The sequence below is a fragment of the Rheinheimera nanhaiensis E407-8 genome, assembly GCF_000296695.1.
GTDB lineage: Bacteria > Pseudomonadota > Gammaproteobacteria > Enterobacterales > Alteromonadaceae > Alishewanella > Alishewanella nanhaiensis.
The window spans coordinates 42,183-59,084 of the sequence record NZ_BAFK01000002.1; the positions used below are offsets into that span (position 1 = coordinate 42,183).

The 16,902-nt window shown below is 51.9% G+C and carries 19 protein-coding genes; 16 read left to right on the forward strand and 3 right to left on the reverse strand.

Annotated elements, in window-relative coordinates; genetic code table 11:
* Positions 1-18 precede the first annotated feature (18 nt).
* From RNAN_RS01780 to RNAN_RS01845, 14 genes are all read left to right on the forward strand, one after another.
* A complete protein-coding gene (locus RNAN_RS01780; protein WP_008218154.1) occupies positions 19-1,515 on the forward strand; it encodes a CoA-acylating methylmalonate-semialdehyde dehydrogenase in 1,497 nt (498 codons plus the stop codon).
* Between the two features lie 285 nt (positions 1,516-1,800).
* Positions 1,801-2,958, forward strand: a complete 1,158-nt coding sequence (locus RNAN_RS01785; protein WP_008218160.1) for an acyl-CoA dehydrogenase family protein — start codon at positions 1,801-1,803, stop codon at positions 2,956-2,958.
* Between the two features lie 165 nt (positions 2,959-3,123).
* Positions 3,124-3,897 carry an enoyl-CoA hydratase gene (locus tag RNAN_RS01790; RefSeq protein ID WP_008218161.1) on the forward strand — a complete coding sequence of 258 codons (774 nt, stop codon included), beginning with the start codon at positions 3,124-3,126 and terminating at the stop codon, positions 3,895-3,897.
* Complete coding sequence (locus RNAN_RS01795; RefSeq protein ID WP_008218162.1) at positions 3,897-5,039, forward strand: enoyl-CoA hydratase/isomerase family protein; 1,143 nt, start codon at positions 3,897-3,899, stop codon at positions 5,037-5,039. Before RNAN_RS01790 ends, RNAN_RS01795 begins: the two co-directional genes overlap by 1 nt.
* 12 nt (positions 5,040-5,051) lie before the next feature.
* A complete protein-coding gene (gene mmsB, locus RNAN_RS01800; protein WP_008218163.1) occupies positions 5,052-5,939 on the forward strand; it encodes a 3-hydroxyisobutyrate dehydrogenase in 888 nt (295 codons plus the stop codon).
* Positions 5,940-6,255: 316 nt separating this feature from the next.
* Entirely contained in the window at positions 6,256-7,014 is a 759-nt protein-coding gene (locus tag RNAN_RS01805; protein ID WP_008218164.1) for an SDR family oxidoreductase, read from the forward strand.
* 115 nt (positions 7,015-7,129) lie between these two features.
* Positions 7,130-7,366: a ribbon-helix-helix domain-containing protein gene (locus tag RNAN_RS01810; protein ID WP_008218165.1), complete on the forward strand. Its 237-nt coding sequence runs from the start codon at positions 7,130-7,132 to the stop codon at positions 7,364-7,366.
* Positions 7,359-7,649, forward strand: coding sequence for a type II toxin-antitoxin system RelE/ParE family toxin (locus tag RNAN_RS01815; RefSeq protein WP_008218167.1), 291 nt, complete (start codon positions 7,359-7,361; stop codon positions 7,647-7,649). Before RNAN_RS01810 ends, RNAN_RS01815 begins: the two co-directional genes overlap by 8 nt.
* Before the next feature lie 66 nt (positions 7,650-7,715).
* Complete coding sequence (locus RNAN_RS01820) at positions 7,716-8,159, forward strand: nuclear transport factor 2 family protein (RefSeq protein ID WP_008218169.1); 444 nt, start codon at positions 7,716-7,718, stop codon at positions 8,157-8,159.
* Positions 8,160-8,215: 56 nt separating this feature from the next.
* Positions 8,216-8,677: a GNAT family N-acetyltransferase gene (locus RNAN_RS01825; RefSeq protein WP_008218171.1), complete on the forward strand. Its 462-nt coding sequence runs from the start codon at positions 8,216-8,218 to the stop codon at positions 8,675-8,677.
* A gap of 29 nt (positions 8,678-8,706) precedes the next feature.
* The gene (locus RNAN_RS01830; protein ID WP_008218173.1) at positions 8,707-9,018 is read left to right on the forward strand and encodes a YciI-like protein; all 312 of its coding nucleotides are present in this window, start codon (positions 8,707-8,709) and stop codon (positions 9,016-9,018) included.
* Positions 9,018-9,443, forward strand: a complete 426-nt coding sequence (locus RNAN_RS01835; RefSeq protein WP_008218174.1) for a DUF1801 domain-containing protein — start codon at positions 9,018-9,020, stop codon at positions 9,441-9,443. The genes RNAN_RS01830 and RNAN_RS01835 overlap by 1 nt, the downstream gene beginning before the upstream one ends.
* A 909-nt stretch (positions 9,444-10,352) precedes the next feature.
* A complete protein-coding gene (locus RNAN_RS01840; protein ID WP_008218176.1) occupies positions 10,353-10,955 on the forward strand; it encodes a DUF1294 domain-containing protein in 603 nt (200 codons plus the stop codon).
* Positions 10,956-11,040: 85 nt separating this feature from the next.
* Positions 11,041-11,349 carry a DUF6482 family protein gene (locus RNAN_RS01845; protein ID WP_008218177.1) on the forward strand — a complete coding sequence of 103 codons (309 nt, stop codon included), beginning with the start codon at positions 11,041-11,043 and terminating at the stop codon, positions 11,347-11,349.
* A 1-nt stretch (position 11,350) separates the two neighbouring features.
* Here RNAN_RS01845 and RNAN_RS01850 read toward each other — a convergent pair whose 3' ends face one another.
* From RNAN_RS01850 to wecA, 3 genes are read right to left on the reverse strand one after another with little or no spacing between them, the layout of a single operon-like run.
* Positions 11,351-12,559 (reverse strand): polysaccharide pyruvyl transferase family protein, encoded by a 1,209-nt coding sequence (locus RNAN_RS01850; protein WP_008218186.1) that lies wholly within the window; start codon positions 12,557-12,559, stop codon positions 11,351-11,353.
* Entirely contained in the window at positions 12,523-13,839 is a 1,317-nt protein-coding gene (locus RNAN_RS01855; RefSeq protein ID WP_008218189.1) for a flippase, read from the reverse strand. The genes RNAN_RS01850 and RNAN_RS01855 overlap by 37 nt, the downstream gene beginning before the upstream one ends.
* On the reverse strand, positions 13,839-14,915 hold the full coding sequence (gene wecA, locus RNAN_RS01860; RefSeq protein ID WP_008218190.1) for a UDP-N-acetylglucosamine--undecaprenyl-phosphate N-acetylglucosaminephosphotransferase: 1,077 nt from the start codon (positions 14,913-14,915) through the stop codon (positions 13,839-13,841). Before wecA ends, RNAN_RS01855 begins: the two co-directional genes overlap by 1 nt.
* A 174-nt stretch (positions 14,916-15,089) precedes the next feature.
* Between wecA and RNAN_RS01865 the strand changes: the two genes are divergently transcribed.
* Together RNAN_RS01865 and RNAN_RS01870 are read left to right on the forward strand one after the other, a co-directional pair.
* On the forward strand, positions 15,090-16,145 hold the full coding sequence (locus RNAN_RS01865) for a glycosyltransferase family 4 protein (protein ID WP_008218192.1): 1,056 nt from the start codon (positions 15,090-15,092) through the stop codon (positions 16,143-16,145).
* Positions 16,142-16,891, forward strand: a complete 750-nt coding sequence (locus tag RNAN_RS01870) for a WecB/TagA/CpsF family glycosyltransferase (RefSeq protein WP_008218194.1) — start codon at positions 16,142-16,144, stop codon at positions 16,889-16,891. The genes RNAN_RS01865 and RNAN_RS01870 overlap by 4 nt, the downstream gene beginning before the upstream one ends.
* The last annotated feature ends 11 nt before the right edge of the window (positions 16,892-16,902 follow it).

A 16,902-nucleotide genomic window follows, 5' to 3' on the forward strand; every position in this document is an offset into this window, starting at 1 on the left:
ACAATCGGGAGAAGCAACATGACACAACAGGTTAAACATTTTATCGACGGCGAGTTCGTTACCCCTACCGGTGACAAACTGATCCCCGTTACTGATCCGGCAACCCAGGAAGTGATTGCTCAGGTGGCTTGCGCCACGCCCAGCGAAATGGAACGCGCTATTGAATCAGCCAAGGCTGCCTTTAAAACCTGGAAAGAAGTGCCGGTATCGGAACGTGCCCGTTTAATGATGCGTTTCGCGCATTTATTAAAAGAGCACCAGGGCGAAATTGCTGACATTATCTGTCGTGAACTGGGCAAAACAGTAGAAGATGCCAAAGGCGATGTCTGGCGCGGTATTGAAGTCGTCGAACAAGCGGCGAATATTCCATCATTAATGATGGGCGAAACGGTAGAAAACGTCGCCCGCAGCATCGACACCTACAGCTATATTCAGCCGCTGGGTGTGTGTGCCGGTATTACGCCGTTTAACTTCCCGGCAATGATCCCATTGTGGATGTTCCCGATGGCCATTGCCTGCGGTAATACCTTTATTTTAAAACCGTCAGAGCAAGATCCGATGACGGTAAACAAAATCGCTGAGCTGTTTGTTAAATCCGGCGCGCCCAAAGGCGTATTACAAGTGGTGCATGGCGCCAAAGAGCAGGTTGATGCCATTTTGCACCACCCGGATATTAAAGCCATTTCGTTCGTCGGTTCAGTCAACGTGGGCCAGTACATTTACAAAACCGGTACTGATAATTTAAAACGCGTGCAGGCCTTTGCCGGCGCGAAAAACCATATGGTTATTATGCCGGATGCCAACAAACAGCAGGTGATCAATGCTTTAGTGGGTGCTTCTGTCGGTGCGGCCGGTCAGCGCTGTATGGCGATTTCAGTCGCCGTATTTGTTGGTGGCGCAGCGGATTGGATCCCGGAAGTGGCCGCTGCCATTGGCAAGGTACGCCCTGGTGTTTACACCGACCCGAACGCCGCTTATGGCCCGCAAATCAGCCCGCAAGCGCGTGCCCGGGTGTTATCGCTGATTGAGCAAGGTAAGAAAGAAGGCGCGACCTGCGTACTGGATGGCTCTGACTGCAAAGTCGACGGCTACCCGAACGGTAACTGGGTAGGCCCAACGGTGTTTAGCAACGTTACTACCGAGATGGAAATTTATAAGCAGGAAATTTTCGGCCCGGTACTGTCTACCATGCATGTTGCTTCATTAGATGAAGCGCTGAAAATAGTAAACGACAGCCCCTACGGTAACGGTACCTCTATTTTTACTGCCAGCGGCGCCGCTGCACGTAAGTATCAGCATGAAGTGGAAGTAGGCCAGGTGGGGATTAATATTCCTATTCCGGTGCCACTGCCGTTTTTCTCGTTTACCGGCTGGAAAGGCTCGTTCTATGGCGACCAGCATGCTTACGGTAAGCAGGCCGTGCGTTTCTACACTGAAACCAAGACCATTACCGCGCGCTGGTTTGACGACGATATTCAGGTGTCCGGCCCGAATATGTCGATTAACTTGCGGTAACAGCCATGTGGAGCCTGATTTTAGTCAGGCTCAGGCCTGCACACTTTACACGCCGACACGCCATAAACCATCCATGGGGCTCGACTCCGGCCATCCATGGCCTCCAACGGTCGGCTAAGTAAAGTCTGCAGTCCCTCTGCAATGCAGATTCGAAGCGGTTAACAAGGCGAAGTGCGGAGTAGATTTAACTTAGCGAGCGATCAAGAGTGAGCCGGGGAGCGGCGAACGGGCGAGCGTGTTAAATGTACGGAAGCATCTGAGCCGATTGGACAGACAGGACCAACTATGAATTTCAATTTAACAGAAGACCAACAAGCCTTTGTCGATGTGGCCAAACAGTTTGCCGAACAAGAACTGGCGCCACATGCCGCGCAGTGGGATCGCGATCACCACTTTCCTAAAGACGTCATTCAAAAAGCCGGTGAGCTGGGGTTCTGCTCGCTGTATACGCCAGAAGAAGACGGCGGTATGGGGCTGTCGCGGTTAGATTCCTCCATTATTTTCGAACAGCTGTCGATGGGCTGTACCGCTACCACAGCGATGCTGACCATTCACAATATGGCTACCTGGATGATTGCCAGCTGGGGTACCCGTGATGCCAAGGCAGAATGGATGGAGCATCTGGTAACAGGCCAGAAACTGGCGTCTTATTGCTTAACCGAGCCAGGCTCCGGCTCAGATGCCGCCGGCCTGCGCACCAGTGCGAAAAAAGACGGCAACGAGTATATTTTAAACGGCTCGAAAATGTTTATCTCCGGCGCAGGTTCTACCGAGGTGTTAGTAGTGATGGCGCGCACCGGTGAAGCCGGGCCAAAAGGCATTTCGGCCTTTATCGTACCGGCCGATGCTAAGGGCGTTATTTACGGTAAAGCCGAAGAGAAAATGGGCTGGAACGCCCAGCCAACCCGCTTGATCACTTTTGAAGATGTACGGATTCCGGCGCACTACCTGCTGGGTAATGAAGGCGAAGGTTTTGGCTTTGCCATGAAAGGCTTAGACGGCGGCCGCATTAATATTGCTACCTGCTCTATCGGCACCGCGCAGCAGGCGCTTAACACCGCGCGTAACTATATGCTGGAGCGTCAGCAGTTTGGTAAGCCACTGGCCGCCTTTCAGGCGCTGCAGTTTAAGCTGGCCGATATGGCAACCGAGTTGGTTGCTGCCCGGCAGTTAGTGCGCCTGGCGGCGTTTAAGTTAGATCAGAAAGACGGTGAAGCCACTGCCTATTGTGCGATGGCAAAACGCTTTGCGACTGACGTTGGTTTTCAGGTATGCGATCAGGCGCTGCAGTTACACGGCGGTTATGGCTACATTAAAGAATACCCGCTGGAGCGGCATTTCCGTGATGTACGTGTGCATCAGATTTTGGAAGGCACCAACGAGATTATGCGGCTGATAATCGGCCGGCGTTTACTGGATGAAGCCGCAGGCGATATTCTTTAACTAGCAGATGAACTCAAGCTGGGGGAACAGGATTGTTCTAAACCGACCGTTGGAGGCCATGGATGGCCGGAGTCGAGCCCCAGGGACGGTTTATGGCGTGTCGGTGTGGACAATGCTGTTTCACCGGGCACGTAGCATAAACTACGCCCAAATCAGGAGACAACAATGGCTCAATTAAAACTCGAAAAACGCGGCCACACGGCGCTGATTACCATGTCTAACCCGCCGGCGAATACCTGGACCCGCGACACCTTAACCCAGCTGCGCGACGCAGTAAAAAGCCTGGATGCTGATAAAAATATCTATGCGCTGGTTATCACCGGTGAGGGTGAAAAGTTTTTCTCGGCCGGTGCCGATTTAAAACTGTTTGCCGATGGCGATAAAGCCGTGGCCAGCGATATGGCGCGCATTTTCGGCGAAGCCTTTGAAACCTTAAGCGCGTTTCGTGGTGTGTCTATCGCCGCCATGAACGGCTACGCCATGGGCGGCGGCTTAGAAGTGGCTTTGGCCTGTGATATCCGTATTGCCGAGCAGCAGGCGCAAATGGCGCTGCCGGAAGCCAAAGTGGGTTTATTACCTTGTGCCGGCGGCACGCAGAACCTGGCATGGTTAGTCGGCGAGGGCTGGGCCAAACGGATGATTTTATGCGGCGAGCGTTTAGGCGCTGAAAAAGCGCTGCAAATTGGCCTGGTAGAAGAAGTCGTCGCCACCGGCATGGCGCTGGAAAGCGCGCTGGCGCTGGCTGATAAAGTAGCTGAGCAAAGCCCATCGTCAGTGACTGCCTGTAAAGCGCTTATCCAAAAAGGCCGCAGTGGCACTATGCAAAGTGCACTGCCGCTGGAGCGTGAGCTGTTCGTTGGCTTGTTCGATACCAAAGATCAGGTTGAAGGTGTGCAGGCGTTTTTAGAAAAACGTAAAGCCAACTGGGTGAACGGCTAATGAGCGGCGCGAACGAGGTAGTGCTGTATCAGCAGCTGGCAGCACACAACGGTAAAAAAATTGGTGTCGCCACGCTTAACTCAGAAAAGTCGCTTAATGCGCTCAGCCTGCCGATGGTCGAGTCATTACTGCCACAACTGCAAGCCTGGCAGGCCGATAACAGCATTAGCATGGTCGTACTGCAAGGCGCGGGCGATAAAGCCTTTTGTGCCGGCGGCGATATCCGTGACTTATACAAAGCCATGCTGGATAAACCCGGTGAATATGCGCCCTATGTGGAAGAGTTCTTTACCAAAGAATATACACTGGATTATCTCATTCACACCTTTGGCAAGCCGGTGTTGGTATGGGGTAACGGCATCGTCATGGGTGGCGGGTTAGGCTTAATGGCCGGCGCGTCGCATCGGGTAGTGACTGCCACCAGCCGTATTGCCATGCCGGAGATGGCGATAGGCTTGTACCCGGATGTCGGTGCCAGCTGGTTTTTAAACCGCATGCCGGCCGGTTGCGGTTTGTTCTTAGGTTTAACCGGTGCCTCAATTAACGCTGCTGACGCCAAGTTTATTGGCCTGGCTGATCACTTTTTGCTGCATGAGCGCAAAGAGGCACTGCTGGAAAAACTGCTAAGCATTAACTGGGGCGAGACGATAGCGCTGAATCATCAGAAGCTTAGCGATCTGCTGCGTAGCGAAGAAGAACAGTGTCGCACCCAGATGCCACTGAGTAATATCCGCCCGCATCAAAGCGCCATTGAAGCTTTAGCCAAACACGATAGTTTGCAAAGCGTAATCGCGGCCGTTAATGCGATGCCGGGCGAGGATAAATGGCTGCAAAAAGCCAAAGAGTCGCTGGCTTATGGCAGTCCGATTACCGCGCATATTGTGTTTGAGCTGTTAAAACTGGGCCAGAGCAAAATTCTGGCCGACAGCTTCCGCCTCGAGTTGGGTTTAAGCGTGCAGTGCGGCAAGCTGGGTGAGTTTACCGAAGGTGTGCGGGCGCTGTTGATGGATAAAGATTTACAGCCAAAATGGCAATACAAAACCGTAGATGAGGTGCCGCAGCCTGTAATTGACGAGCTGTTTCGCTCGCCGTGGGCGGCTAACGAGCACCCGCTGCGTGAGCTGGGCCAGCTGGATAACTAATTAGGAGAGCATATGGCGAAGGTTGCATTTATAGGCTTAGGTAACATGGGTGGCCCTATGGCCATCAATCTGGTAAAAGCCGGCCATGCGGTAACGGCGTTTGATTTATCGGCAGCGGCATTGGCGCAGGTAAAAGCGGAAGGCGCAGCGGTAGCAGCCACTGCCACTGAGGCGGTGAAAGGCGCCGAGTTTGTTATTTCGATGCTGCCGGCCGGTAAGCATGTATTGGGGCTGTATTTAGGCGAGCAGGGCGTAGCGGCACATATCAGTAAAGATGCACTGGTAATTGACTGCTCTACCATAGATGCCGACAGCGCGCGTAAAGTCGGCGCCGGCCTTGCGGCACAGGGCATCGCCTTTATCGACGCGCCGGTGTCCGGTGGTGTCGGTGGCGCTAAGGCCGGTACTTTAACCTTCATTGTTGGCGGTGATGCGGCGCATTTTGAGCGCGCCAAAACGGTGCTTGGCAATATGGGGAAAAACCTGTTTCATGCAGGCGCGGTGGGCGCAGGCCAGGTGGCGAAAATCTGCAACAATATGCTGCTGAGCATTTTAATGGTCGGCACTTCTGAGGCGCTGCAAATGGGCGTCGATAACGGCCTGGACCCGAAAGTACTCTCGGAGATTATGCTAAAAAGCTCCGGCCGCAACTGGACGTTAGAGCTGTACAACCCCTGCCCGGATGTGATGCCGAATGTGCCATCGTCCAATGGCTATCAGGGCGGCTTTATGGTCGATTTAATGGCAAAAGATTTAGGCCTGGCGCTGGAAGCTGCATTGCAAAGCCAAAGCAGCACCCCAATGGGGGCACTGGCGCGCAGCCTGTACGTGGCGCACCAGCGGGCCGGCAATGGCAAATTAGATTTTTCCAGTATTTTTAAGCTGTTTGAAAAGAAGTAATTGGTTAAGTAGTGAAGTCACGCGGCTACTGCGTACATTTTTTCTGAGACACGCCATAAACCGTCCATGGGGCTCGATTCCGGCCATCCATGGCCTCCAACGGTCTCAGAAAAAAGTACATCCGTATCCGCTACTACTGCTTTTCTACGTAGCCGGGCGTTACTTCAAAGACAGACGCGGATGTACTTTTTTGGCGGACCGTCTTTTTCAGGGATGAAAAAGAGGAGCCTACAGGGATGTATTTACGGCGTGTCCGACGAAAAATGTACGCAGCGGCTGTCGGTGCAGAACAATACTTGTAAATTAAGGTAGAAAGATGAACCTGCAAAACAAAACCATCGTTATCACTGGCGGTGCACAAGGCTTAGGCCTGGAAATGGCCCGCATGTGTGCGGCTGAGGGCGCCAAACTGGCATTAATTGATATGAATGCCGACCAGTTAGCGGCTGCCAAAGAAGAACTGGGCGCAACAACCACAGTACAAACTTACATTGCTAACGTCGCCAATGAACAACAGGTAGAAGACACCTTTGCTCAAATCGACAGTGATTTTAACGGCATTGACGGCCTTATTAACAACGCCGGTATTTTACGTGACGGCCTGTTGCTAAAGTACAAAGACGGCGAGCTGCAAAGCAAAATGTCGTTATCGCAGTTCCAGTCGGTTATCGACGTTAACTTAACCGGTGTATTTCTGTGTGGCCGCGAAGCCGCAGCGGCTATGGTTAAACGCGGTACTAAGGGCGTAATTATCAATATGTCCAGCGTGGCGCGGGCCGGTAATATGGGCCAGACCAACTACGCCGCCTCTAAAGCCGGTGTAGTAGCCATGACAGTAACCTGGGCGCGCGAATTAGGCCGCTTTGGTATTCGTGTCGGTGCCATAGCACCAGGTGTTATCCGCACCGCGATGACAGATGCGATGAAGCCCGAAGCGCGCGACCGATTAGAGAAAATGAAGCCGGTAGGGCGCTTAGGCGAGGCCAGTGAAATTGCCCACACCGCCAAGTACATTTTTGAAAACGACTTCTTCACCGGCCGGGTGGTAGAAATCGATGGCGGCATTAGCATGTAAGCTGGTGTGCAAAATAGCCAAAAAAGACGCTGCGGCGTCTTTTTTGTTTTTGTCTAACCAGATAAAGGTGGTGTATATTTGAAGCAGTAATGCACCAAAGGCAAAGGTGGAACAGATGACCCGTCAGAGTATTACCCTAAGTAAGCCCAATGATGAATGGCTGCAGCAGCAAGTGAGTGAAGGCGCTGAGTACAGCAGCAAAAGTGAGCTGATTAACGAACTTATCCGCAATGCCCGTAGGGCTGAAGCCATTAACAACAGGCTGGCACAGGCAGAGCAAAGCGGTTTTACCAGCCAAAGTGCAGCAGAGATGCTGCAGGAGTTTAAACAAGGCTTGGCCAGGCATGTATAACTGGCGGCTGTCTACGCTGGCAAAAGAAGATTTACGCCGCATTTACTACTACGGCGCTCAACACTTTGGCCAGCAGCAGGCAGACAGTTACTTTTATGCGTTTTTCAGCATGTTTGACAACATTGCTAAAAATCCACTTTTATACCAATCAGTAGATCATATCCGGCCCGGCTATCGGCGTTGCCCCTGCGGTGTCGACAGCATTTATTACCGCATTAACGGTAATATCATTGAGATTATGGCCATATTGGGCTCTCAGGCTGCGTATCCCTGGTTACCTTAGCGCTATATTGTGTGCTAGCTTAGCCAATAACAAAAACGAACAACAATAAACAACAGGGAACCCACCATGAAAACCAGCCTGCTGCTTACCACACTGCTATTAACGTCAATGCTTGTAACACCCACGCTTGTGCTGGCGGATGACAAAGCCGAACTTACCGCTTTATTAGCCGAATTTTTAGACGGCGCCACCCGCAACGATGCTGCTATTCACAATAAATACTGGGCCGATGAGCTTATTTATACCAGCTCGAGCGGTACGCGTTTTGGTAAGGCCGAGCTGATGCAAAGTGTGACCAGCCGCGGCCTGTTAAAAGCCGATGAAATAGACACTGTTTATAGCAGCGAAGATCTGCGCATTATGCAATACGGTGACACGGCGGTGGTGGCCTTTGTACTGGTGGGTAAATCAGCCAGCGAAACCAAGCGCTATTTAAACAGCGGCACCTTTGTACGTAAAAACGGCCAATGGCAGGCGGTAAACTGGCAAGCCACCATTAAAGCTGATTAATTTCTCGTATTTTTATCAGTACTTTTATCAGTTTTATAGCTAAGAGACATGAGTAATTGAACATAAAACATGACGATTTAAGCAGTGGCGAGGTAATAGCCTTGCTGCAAGAGCATCTGGCCGATATGTATGCGACATCACCACCCGAAAGTGTGCATGCGCTGGATGTCGAAGCGCTCAAAGCCAGTAATATCAGCTTTTTCAGTGCCTGGCAGGACAACACTTTAGCCGGTTGTGTCGCCATTAAAGCATTGGATAACCAGCTGGCCGAGCTAAAATCAATGCGTACCGCAACAGCGTTTCGTGGCAAGGGGGTAGGGCAGGCGTTATTGCAGTTTATTATCGACCATGCCAAAGCCCAGGGTTTTAGCGCGCTTAGCCTTGAAACCGGCACCCAGGATTATTTCGCCCCGGCCAGAGCGCTGTATCGTAAGTTTGGTTTTAGCGACTGCGGCCCCTTTGGCCAGTACAAGTTAGACCCAAACAGTCATTTTATGACGCTAAGCTTGCGCGGATAAAAACCAGCTGAAGCTAAAAGGAGGGCCCGATGCACTTTTTGCTGATATACGATACCGCACCGGATTATCTGCAGCGACGCGCTGAATTTCGTTCAGCACATCTGGCACTGGCCTGGCAAGCGGCACAGCGCGGCGAATTGCTGCTAGGCGGCGCCGTCGGCGAGCCGGCAGACAGCGCTCTACTACTGTTTAACTGCGACAGCGCCGATATCCCAGCTGCTTTTGCCAAAGCCGACCCCTACGTAGTAAACGGCCTGGTAAAGCGCTGGCAGGTTAAACCCTGGCATACGGTAGTAGGCGAGAGCGCAGCTAATCCGGTAAAGCCAGAGGCCGCAGGCTAATGGCAGAGACAAAAACCAAAGCAACCAACGCCAGTGTTGACGATTACCTAGCCAGCCGCGCTAACGCGCAGCAACTAAGCGATTGTCATCAGCTTATTACTTTATTTGGCGATGTAACCGGCGAAGCGGCAATTATGTGGGGGCCAAGTATTGTTGGTTTTGGTCGCTACCGTTATACCTACGACAGCGGCCATAGCGGTGAAGCCCCACTTACCGGCTTTGCCATTCGCGGCCGTGACATCGTTATTTACCTGCTGGCCGAAGGCCCTGAGCAAGAACAACTGCAGCAACAACTTGGCAAACACAAAATGGGCAAAGCCTGTTTGTATATAAAGCGTTTGGCTGATCTGGATATTGCGGTGCTAAAACAACTGGTGGTTAACTCTGTTGCAGAATTACAGCGGCGTTATGGTGCGGCTGGCTGATGTTAGCCAGCGTTTTCTGTCGCCAGCTGGTAACCAGATAGCTCTTGGCTGGCTTGAAATAAAGGGGCAGAGTAATAATCACCGAGCCTTGGCAAAATACCAAAATATATAGTGGCAAGTTGGATGGTCTTTAATGTGTCAAAAGCAGAAACTCCATCGGGTGCGCCTCATTGCACTCACATCGCTGTATTTATATCCAATTAGATGCTGAAGCCACATGTGCTTTGTTAGACGGTTTAACCCGTATTTGTCGCCAGCACAAATATAAGCTGTACCGATAAGTTATTGTAAGTTTTAAAGAGGCGGTGTAGTGTTCTGTACATAAAATTTACAAAGGCAGGTTAGCCCGTGTTTAAGTGCGGGCCGACCGGCCTAATAAGCGTTATATAACAAGAGGCAGATTCAAGTGAGTAAAGCCCTAATCATCATTGGCTGTTTAGCTCTTTTATATGCTATCGCGGCCTTCGCGGTAGACTTCTTACCGGTTGAGACATTTCAATCATCGTCTGATGATACTTACTTAAAGGTCGTACCTACTGCTGAGAATTCATTTAATTGGACGCAGTTTAGGTTCCCAGCATTAGCTGTTGGGACAATATTAGTTGCCATAGGCATGTTTGTCGGTGGTAAAAACTAGCATGTTATATAACAAATTGCTTAATTTCGTTCCGGCCACAAAAAGCGTGGCCTCCACTGGACTGCCTACGCTGCGCTGCGGCAGCCCATTAGTAATGCGTTAAGCCCGCTTCGATCAAAGCGAACAGTTCATATAACATAATTATTTTAAGCACCTGCAGCGCCAAACCTTCGCTTTCGCCTTATTGACGAGCAAAGCCTTACGGGTTTCAATCATTGTCTAATTGCGACTTCATGGCAGATAGACAATCGCAGGAAAAACAAGGAGTAATAATGCTGGTAAAAGGAAAAATAACCCAGTGGGATGATGCTAAAGGCTTTGGCTTTATTCAGCCGCTGCTACAAGGCGAGCGGGTGTTTTTGCATATAAAAGCGCTGCAAAACCGTACGCGCCGGCCAGTGATTGGCGAGGTGGTAACCTACTCAGTGACTAACGACGACAAAGGGCGGTTACAAGCGCAGGGGGTAACCTTCGCCGGTGAAAAGCGGCGGATAAAGGCGGCGAAAACTTCGTCAAATGCGCCTTTGTTGCTGGTGCTGTGTTTTGCTGCTGGGTTGGCTTTGACAGTATGGCTGGGTAAGCTGCCGCTGTATGTACTGGCAGCTTATATGCTGCTAAGTATGTTTACCTTTCTGGTGTACTGGCTGGATAAACGTAAAGCCCAGGCTGGGTATTGGCGTACGCCGGAGTCGACGTTACAGCTGTTAGCGTTGCTTGGCGGCTGGCCCGGTGCTTTGCTGGCGCAAAGTTATTTGCGGCATAAGTCACAAAAGCGGCCGTTTTTACTGCTGTTTTGGTGTGCTGTAGTGGCAAACCTTACCGCACTTAGCTGGGCAGCAACACAGCAGCTGCCGCCGTTACAATATTGGCTATAATTTGTACTATTTGCTGCTGCAGTTTTGGATCTAAGCTGTCAGCAGCGGCGTACAACATTTACCAATGTTACAACGGAGCCTGACTATGCCTTACCATCGTGTAGAACATTTAAACCATCAGGATGTACGTATTACCGAGCTTGTCGTGCATTCCTTTGAAATGGGCGTCTATCTGGTTGAAGCCGACTACGACGGCCGCCGGGCGTTTTTGGTTGATGACAGCAACAAACCGCAGCGCTTTAGCAGCGTAGAGCAGGTAAAGCAGGCGCTGGACCGCTGCACTATTTATCAGGCGTATCTGGTGCACCAGTCGGCCTATGATGAAATGTGCGGCGGCCCGGATAAGGTGGATAACACCTTAAAAGTGCCGCTGTATGTGCAGGGTGTTGCCTGAGTTAACTAATGGCCTGATACAGCCGTTGCCACATGGCGGTGTTTTGCTGTTTTAATGCCGCTGCCTTGGCCTTTACCTCTGCGCTTAAGCTGGTTTTGTTATCCAGCAGCTGCTGCAGGGCGGCCAATAGGCTTTGCTCGCTAAGTTCGGCCACGCAGTAATCGCCCATGGCGAAATCAGACATCATGGCGTGATATTTATGGCTCCAGCTGGTGGCGATGCAGGGCACGCCCTGGCTAAGCGCATTTACCGCGCCGTGAAAGCGTGAGCTTACCGCTAGCTCTGCTTTACCAATAAAGGCTTTTACCGCCAGCGGATCTTCAATTTGTACGATAGTGCAGGGCGCTTTGGCGGCAATTTCGGCGCAAAGCTCGGCATCTTCTTTGCCTTCGTGGTTTACCAGCACACATTGCAACCCCTCTGCAGATAGCTTATTGGCGGCAGCGGCAAAGGCGTTAATGTAGTCAGCACGCTGTTGCTCGGCGCTGGCATGGTTAAATTTAGACACCACTTTGTTATTGGGAATAAGCGCCGCGAAAGGGCCACTTATCTGCGGCAGCTCGTCATTGGCGCGTGGCGTTAGGCTAATGGTGAAATCGGGCGTCAGCACTACTGAGTCGGGCAGGTTAGGCACGCAGCTTTGTAAATGCTGCAGCGACACCGGATCGCGCACGAATATCAGCCGGGCGTGGTTGATAATATCGCGCATCGCCGCTTTGCTGGCGTCGCTGTTAAAGGGGCCAAAGGCTTGCGGCATAAACACAAAGGGTTTACCGGCTTTGGCAAAACGTACTACTTCTTTGGCGGTATTTTGCAAAAAGCGCAACGGCCACTGATCGCCATAGGCAAAGCCGCTGGCTTCCAGTACTAAATCTACCTGACGCTCGCTGACCATGCCGTAGCGGTTAAATAGCCGCTGCACTGCAGCAGGCAATTTGCCGATCAGCGGGGTTAAATCCAGCGCGCCGCGGCGAAACGACAACTTTTGCCAGGCGCCTAAGCGCGCGCGCTCGACATAAGGCAGGTTAGGGCCGGGTGATAACACCAGCTCCATCGGTTGCTTCAGGCCTTTTAAGCCTTCCAGGCAAGCCAACAGCATTAAATAGGCGCCCTTATTGCGAAATTGTACGCCTTTAATTTCAACAAACAGTGGTTTGCTCATAATAGCCCTTATCAGCTTGGTTGCCGGCGCGCCCGTATCAGTTGCCACAACTGGCTGCGGGTGCTTTTGGCGAAAAATAAAAAGAAAAATGAAGCATAAGCATACGAAATCAGCGTGGCCCACGCCGCGCCGACGATGCCCATAGTGGGAATTAGCCAGAGGTTTAAACCGACATTAAGCGCGGCGCCAACCGCGTGGCTTAACAGTGACAGCGGCTCCTGCTCGGTAATCAGCAAATGCTGGCTAATTAAATAACGCACAAAAATAAAGCAGCCGGCCCAGATATGAATGCGCAGTACTGCTACCGCACCGGCAAAGGCGTCACCAAACAGCAGGCTGACAATCCAGGGCGACAGTAGCGACATCACCACCGCAATAGCAAAAGCCATAGCAAAGAACAGCAGTGCAAAACGGCGTAGCTTCAGGTAATAGGGCGTCCAGCCTTGCTGATGAGCGCGGATCATATCCGGGTAATAGCGCGCGGCTAAGGTGGCCGGAAACACATACCATAGCTCAGATAAACGGCTGGCGGCGGCGTAAATACCGGCCTGCTCGGTGCCGGCGATAGAGCCTATCATTACGATATCAATTTTCAGGTAAATCACCGATACGATGCCAGACACCCACAGCCAGGAAGAGCGCTTCAGCAGCTGCTTAGCCTGGTTAACATTAAACCAGCGTGGATGATAGGCCGGCCAGCGTGCTTCGCCTTCTTTATACGGCTGGTGTTTGCGCCGGTACAGCAGGTACTGCGCCATACCGACGACAAAAAATTCGATACCGGTTAACAGCAGCAAACTGGCAATACCAAAGCCACTGTATAACAGCGCCAGTTTAGCGGCAAAGCTCACCAGGGATATGGCGGATTTAACATAGGCCACACTGCGAAAGGTGCCCTGGTAATTTAAGTAAAATTCAAACAGCAAAAAACCAAAAAAGGCCTGCAGTAAAAACAGCACCGGAATGGCAATGGCGGTATTGCCGCTAAACATGGCGGGGTATAACAGATGAAACGCCAGCAGCATCAGGCTGCCACCAAGTAAACCCAGCAGCAGGCGCATACTAATGGCGCTGTACAGCATGGTCATGGCATCAACGCCGTGCTCGTGTTTTACCATTTGGCGCACGACAACGTTATTCAGGCCCAGGCTGGTTAGCGGCACTAAAAAGGCGCTCCAGGCCATCACAATCGAATACACGCCCAGCTCGCTGGCGCCCAGCATACGGGCAACGAATACGGTTAGCACAGCGCCGGCAGCCAGTTTTACCAGTTTATCGCCCAGCATGGCCGTGGCGCGGGCCAGCAGAATTTTTTTCAGCAGTTTCACTACTTTACAACCCTAGGAACGGTGCGGCGCAGCCGCTTGTGTCGCAGGTGCGAAATAATACGCCAGATATGCTGCAGCAGATATAGGTAAGCGCCGAACAACAGCAAAAATAACAGTAGCATCAGCCAGTCGGGCAGCAGCAGGTATTCAGCAATAATGCCAATACAGGCAAAAATACAGGCCAGTGCGGTAATCAGTGCCAGCGACTCGCGCGAGCTTAGCCCCAGGCGCAGTGAAATATGGTGTAAATGCTCGCGGTCGGCCTGAAACGGCGATTGGCCCTTACGGATGCGCCGCACCATAATAGCAATCATGTCCATCAGCGGAATGGCAATGATCCAAAGCGCGGTGACCGGGCGAAAGCTGGCGCTTTCACTTTGGGTGCCGATAATCAGCAGCCAGATCACTGACAGGCCAATTAACATGCTGCCGGCATCGCCCATAAAAATGCGCCGGCCGGGAATAAGGTTCAGGTTGCAGGCCAGATAAGGTAGCAGTGCCACGGCCAGCAGCAGCGCCAGGGCGGCGTATTCCTGTTGCCCCCAAAGCGCCATAAAAATAGCAATGGCACTAAAGCTGACCAGGCTTAGCATACCGGCCAGGCCATCAATACCGTCGGTCATGTTAAAGGCATTAATGGCAGCAATAACGGCAACGAGTGTAACGGGTAAGCCCAATACGCCAAGCTCTATTACGCCAAAGCCAAATAAATTGCCCAGGCTGGCCAGGTGTAAATCCAGCGCGTAGGTCATCGCCAGCCCTACCAGCGTTTGTACCGCCAGGCGCAGTTTTACGCTTAAATCCAGATAATCATCAAACACGCCAAGCAGTACAATAACGCCGCTACAGGCCAGATAATACAGCGGTTGTATGCTGCTGTCGGCAAACAGCAGCAGCGACAGCGCCAGGCCACAGTAAGTGGCAATACCACCAATTAATGGCACCGCGCCCTGATGCTGCTTGCGCCCGCGCGGAATATCGACCAGGCCGACCCGGACAGACAGCGGGTACAGCACTAAGATGGCCAGGGCGGAGGCGATAAAGGCGCTAAGGTAAAGCATAGTATGTTCAGGCATTTAGCTATCCTGTTGCTGGTAGTACAGTCGTGATATTCAGCCGGGCGTCAGCTATTACAGGTTATATCTGTGTGCATTATGTTTGTTGCACACTGGTGCTATAAACTAAGTGTTTTTTTTATTAACAACAAGTATTGTACACAGCCGATGCGGCTGTCAGGATGAAATTTACGCGTGCAAAGCCATAATCTTAATCTTCTTATTGTCAGCAATATGGGACCTAAGCCGTCCAGCCCATTTCAGGGTAAGTTTGTTCACAACCAGGTATGGGCGCTGGCCGCGTTAAACCCTGCTTATCATTATATGCGCTGGCACAGTGACTCCCGGCTGAATAAAGTGCTGAAATACCCGGTGTTTCTGCTGGATTTTATCTGGCGTTTTATCCTGAGCCGGCGCCGCTTTGATATTATCCATGTGCACTTTTTTTATCCGACCATCTATTTGGCGCTGCTGTACAAATGGCTGCGTAACAGCCAGGTAAAAATTGTGGTGACCTGTCATGGCAGTGACATTTATAAATACCAGCCGCCGGGCAAGCTATACCGTTGGTGTGCAGCTAAAGTAGATCAGTGGATTTTTGCCAGCAAAGCCCTGGCGCAGCATTTTAGCCTGCCGGTAGCGAAAAAGCAGGTATTGCCGGCGGGCATCAGCGAGCTGTTTCGCCAGACCGACAGGCTAAGTTATCAGGAAAAGAGCATAGATCTGTTGTATGTCGGCAGTTTAGATCAGAATAAAGGCATGGACCGGCTACTGGCACTGTTGCCAGTACTGCACGATAAAAAAGTGGTGGTGGCCGGCAGCGGCCCCTGGCTGGCGCGCTTACAACATGCGGCGCAGCAGTTTCCTAATGTGCTGGTGGTGGGGCCTAAAGATACCGCAGCGCTTAAGCAGCTGTATTGCCAGGCGCGTGGTTTGATCAGCCTGTCGCGCCATGAAGCCTTTGGCCTGGTGATGGCCGAGGCGATGGCGTGCTATACGCCAGTGATCGCTACCGAGACTGACGGCGCACGGGAGCAGGTGCAACATGGCATCAATGGTTTACTGGTCAGCCAACAGGGGGAGGAAACCGAAGTGATAGCCCGGCTTAGCTCGGCATTACAGCAGTTTTTTAGCTTGTCAGAGCAGCAGTATCAATTACTGCAGCAGCAGGGCCGCGCCAGTGCTGAGCAATACCTGCTGGGGCAGGTGGTAACAGAATTACAGCAAGTTTATCAGAGAGTAATGTTATGAGTGATGCCAAAGCGGCAGCCGTAAGTGGGCAGATTGCGCAAGTGAGCGTAGGGCCGGTACAGGTATCCGCCTTTAACGACATGCAGCAGTTGCTGCAGTTTATCGTTGGTGACGACGGCAAGGTGTTTGCCGGCTCTGCCATTGCGATTAACCCGGAAAAAGTGTTAACCGCCATGCGTGAACCCCGCATCAATGAGGTGATCCGCGCCGCCGATATTCGCTACGCCGATGGTATCGGTGTGGTAAAAGTGATGCGAAAACGGCTGAATAAAAAAGTGCAGCGTATTCCCGGCTGCGAGCTGTGGCAGCAACTGATGCTGCGGGCGGCGAAATATCAGGTGCCGGTATTTATTGTCGGCGCTAAGCCTGAGGTAAACCAGCAAACGGCAGCTAAACTGCGCAGCCAGCAGGTGAACCTGGTTGGTGCGGTTGATGGCTATTTTAGCGATGAAGCCGCGCTGATTGCGCAAATTAAACACAGTGGTACCCGTATTGTCAGTGTGGCCATGGGGTCACCCAAGCAGGAGCTGTTAATCCAGCGTATCCGCGCCCAGCATCCGGATTGTTTTTACATGGGCGTGGGCGGTACCTACGATGTGTTTACCGGTAATGTTAAACGGGCGCCGGCACTTTGGTGTAAGCTGAATTTAGAATGGGCCTACCGCTTGTTGTCGCAGCCCAGTCGTATTGGCCGCCAGCTGGGGTTAGCCCGTTATTTGTGGTGGTATTGGACCGGTAAAATTTAATGGCGCAGGTG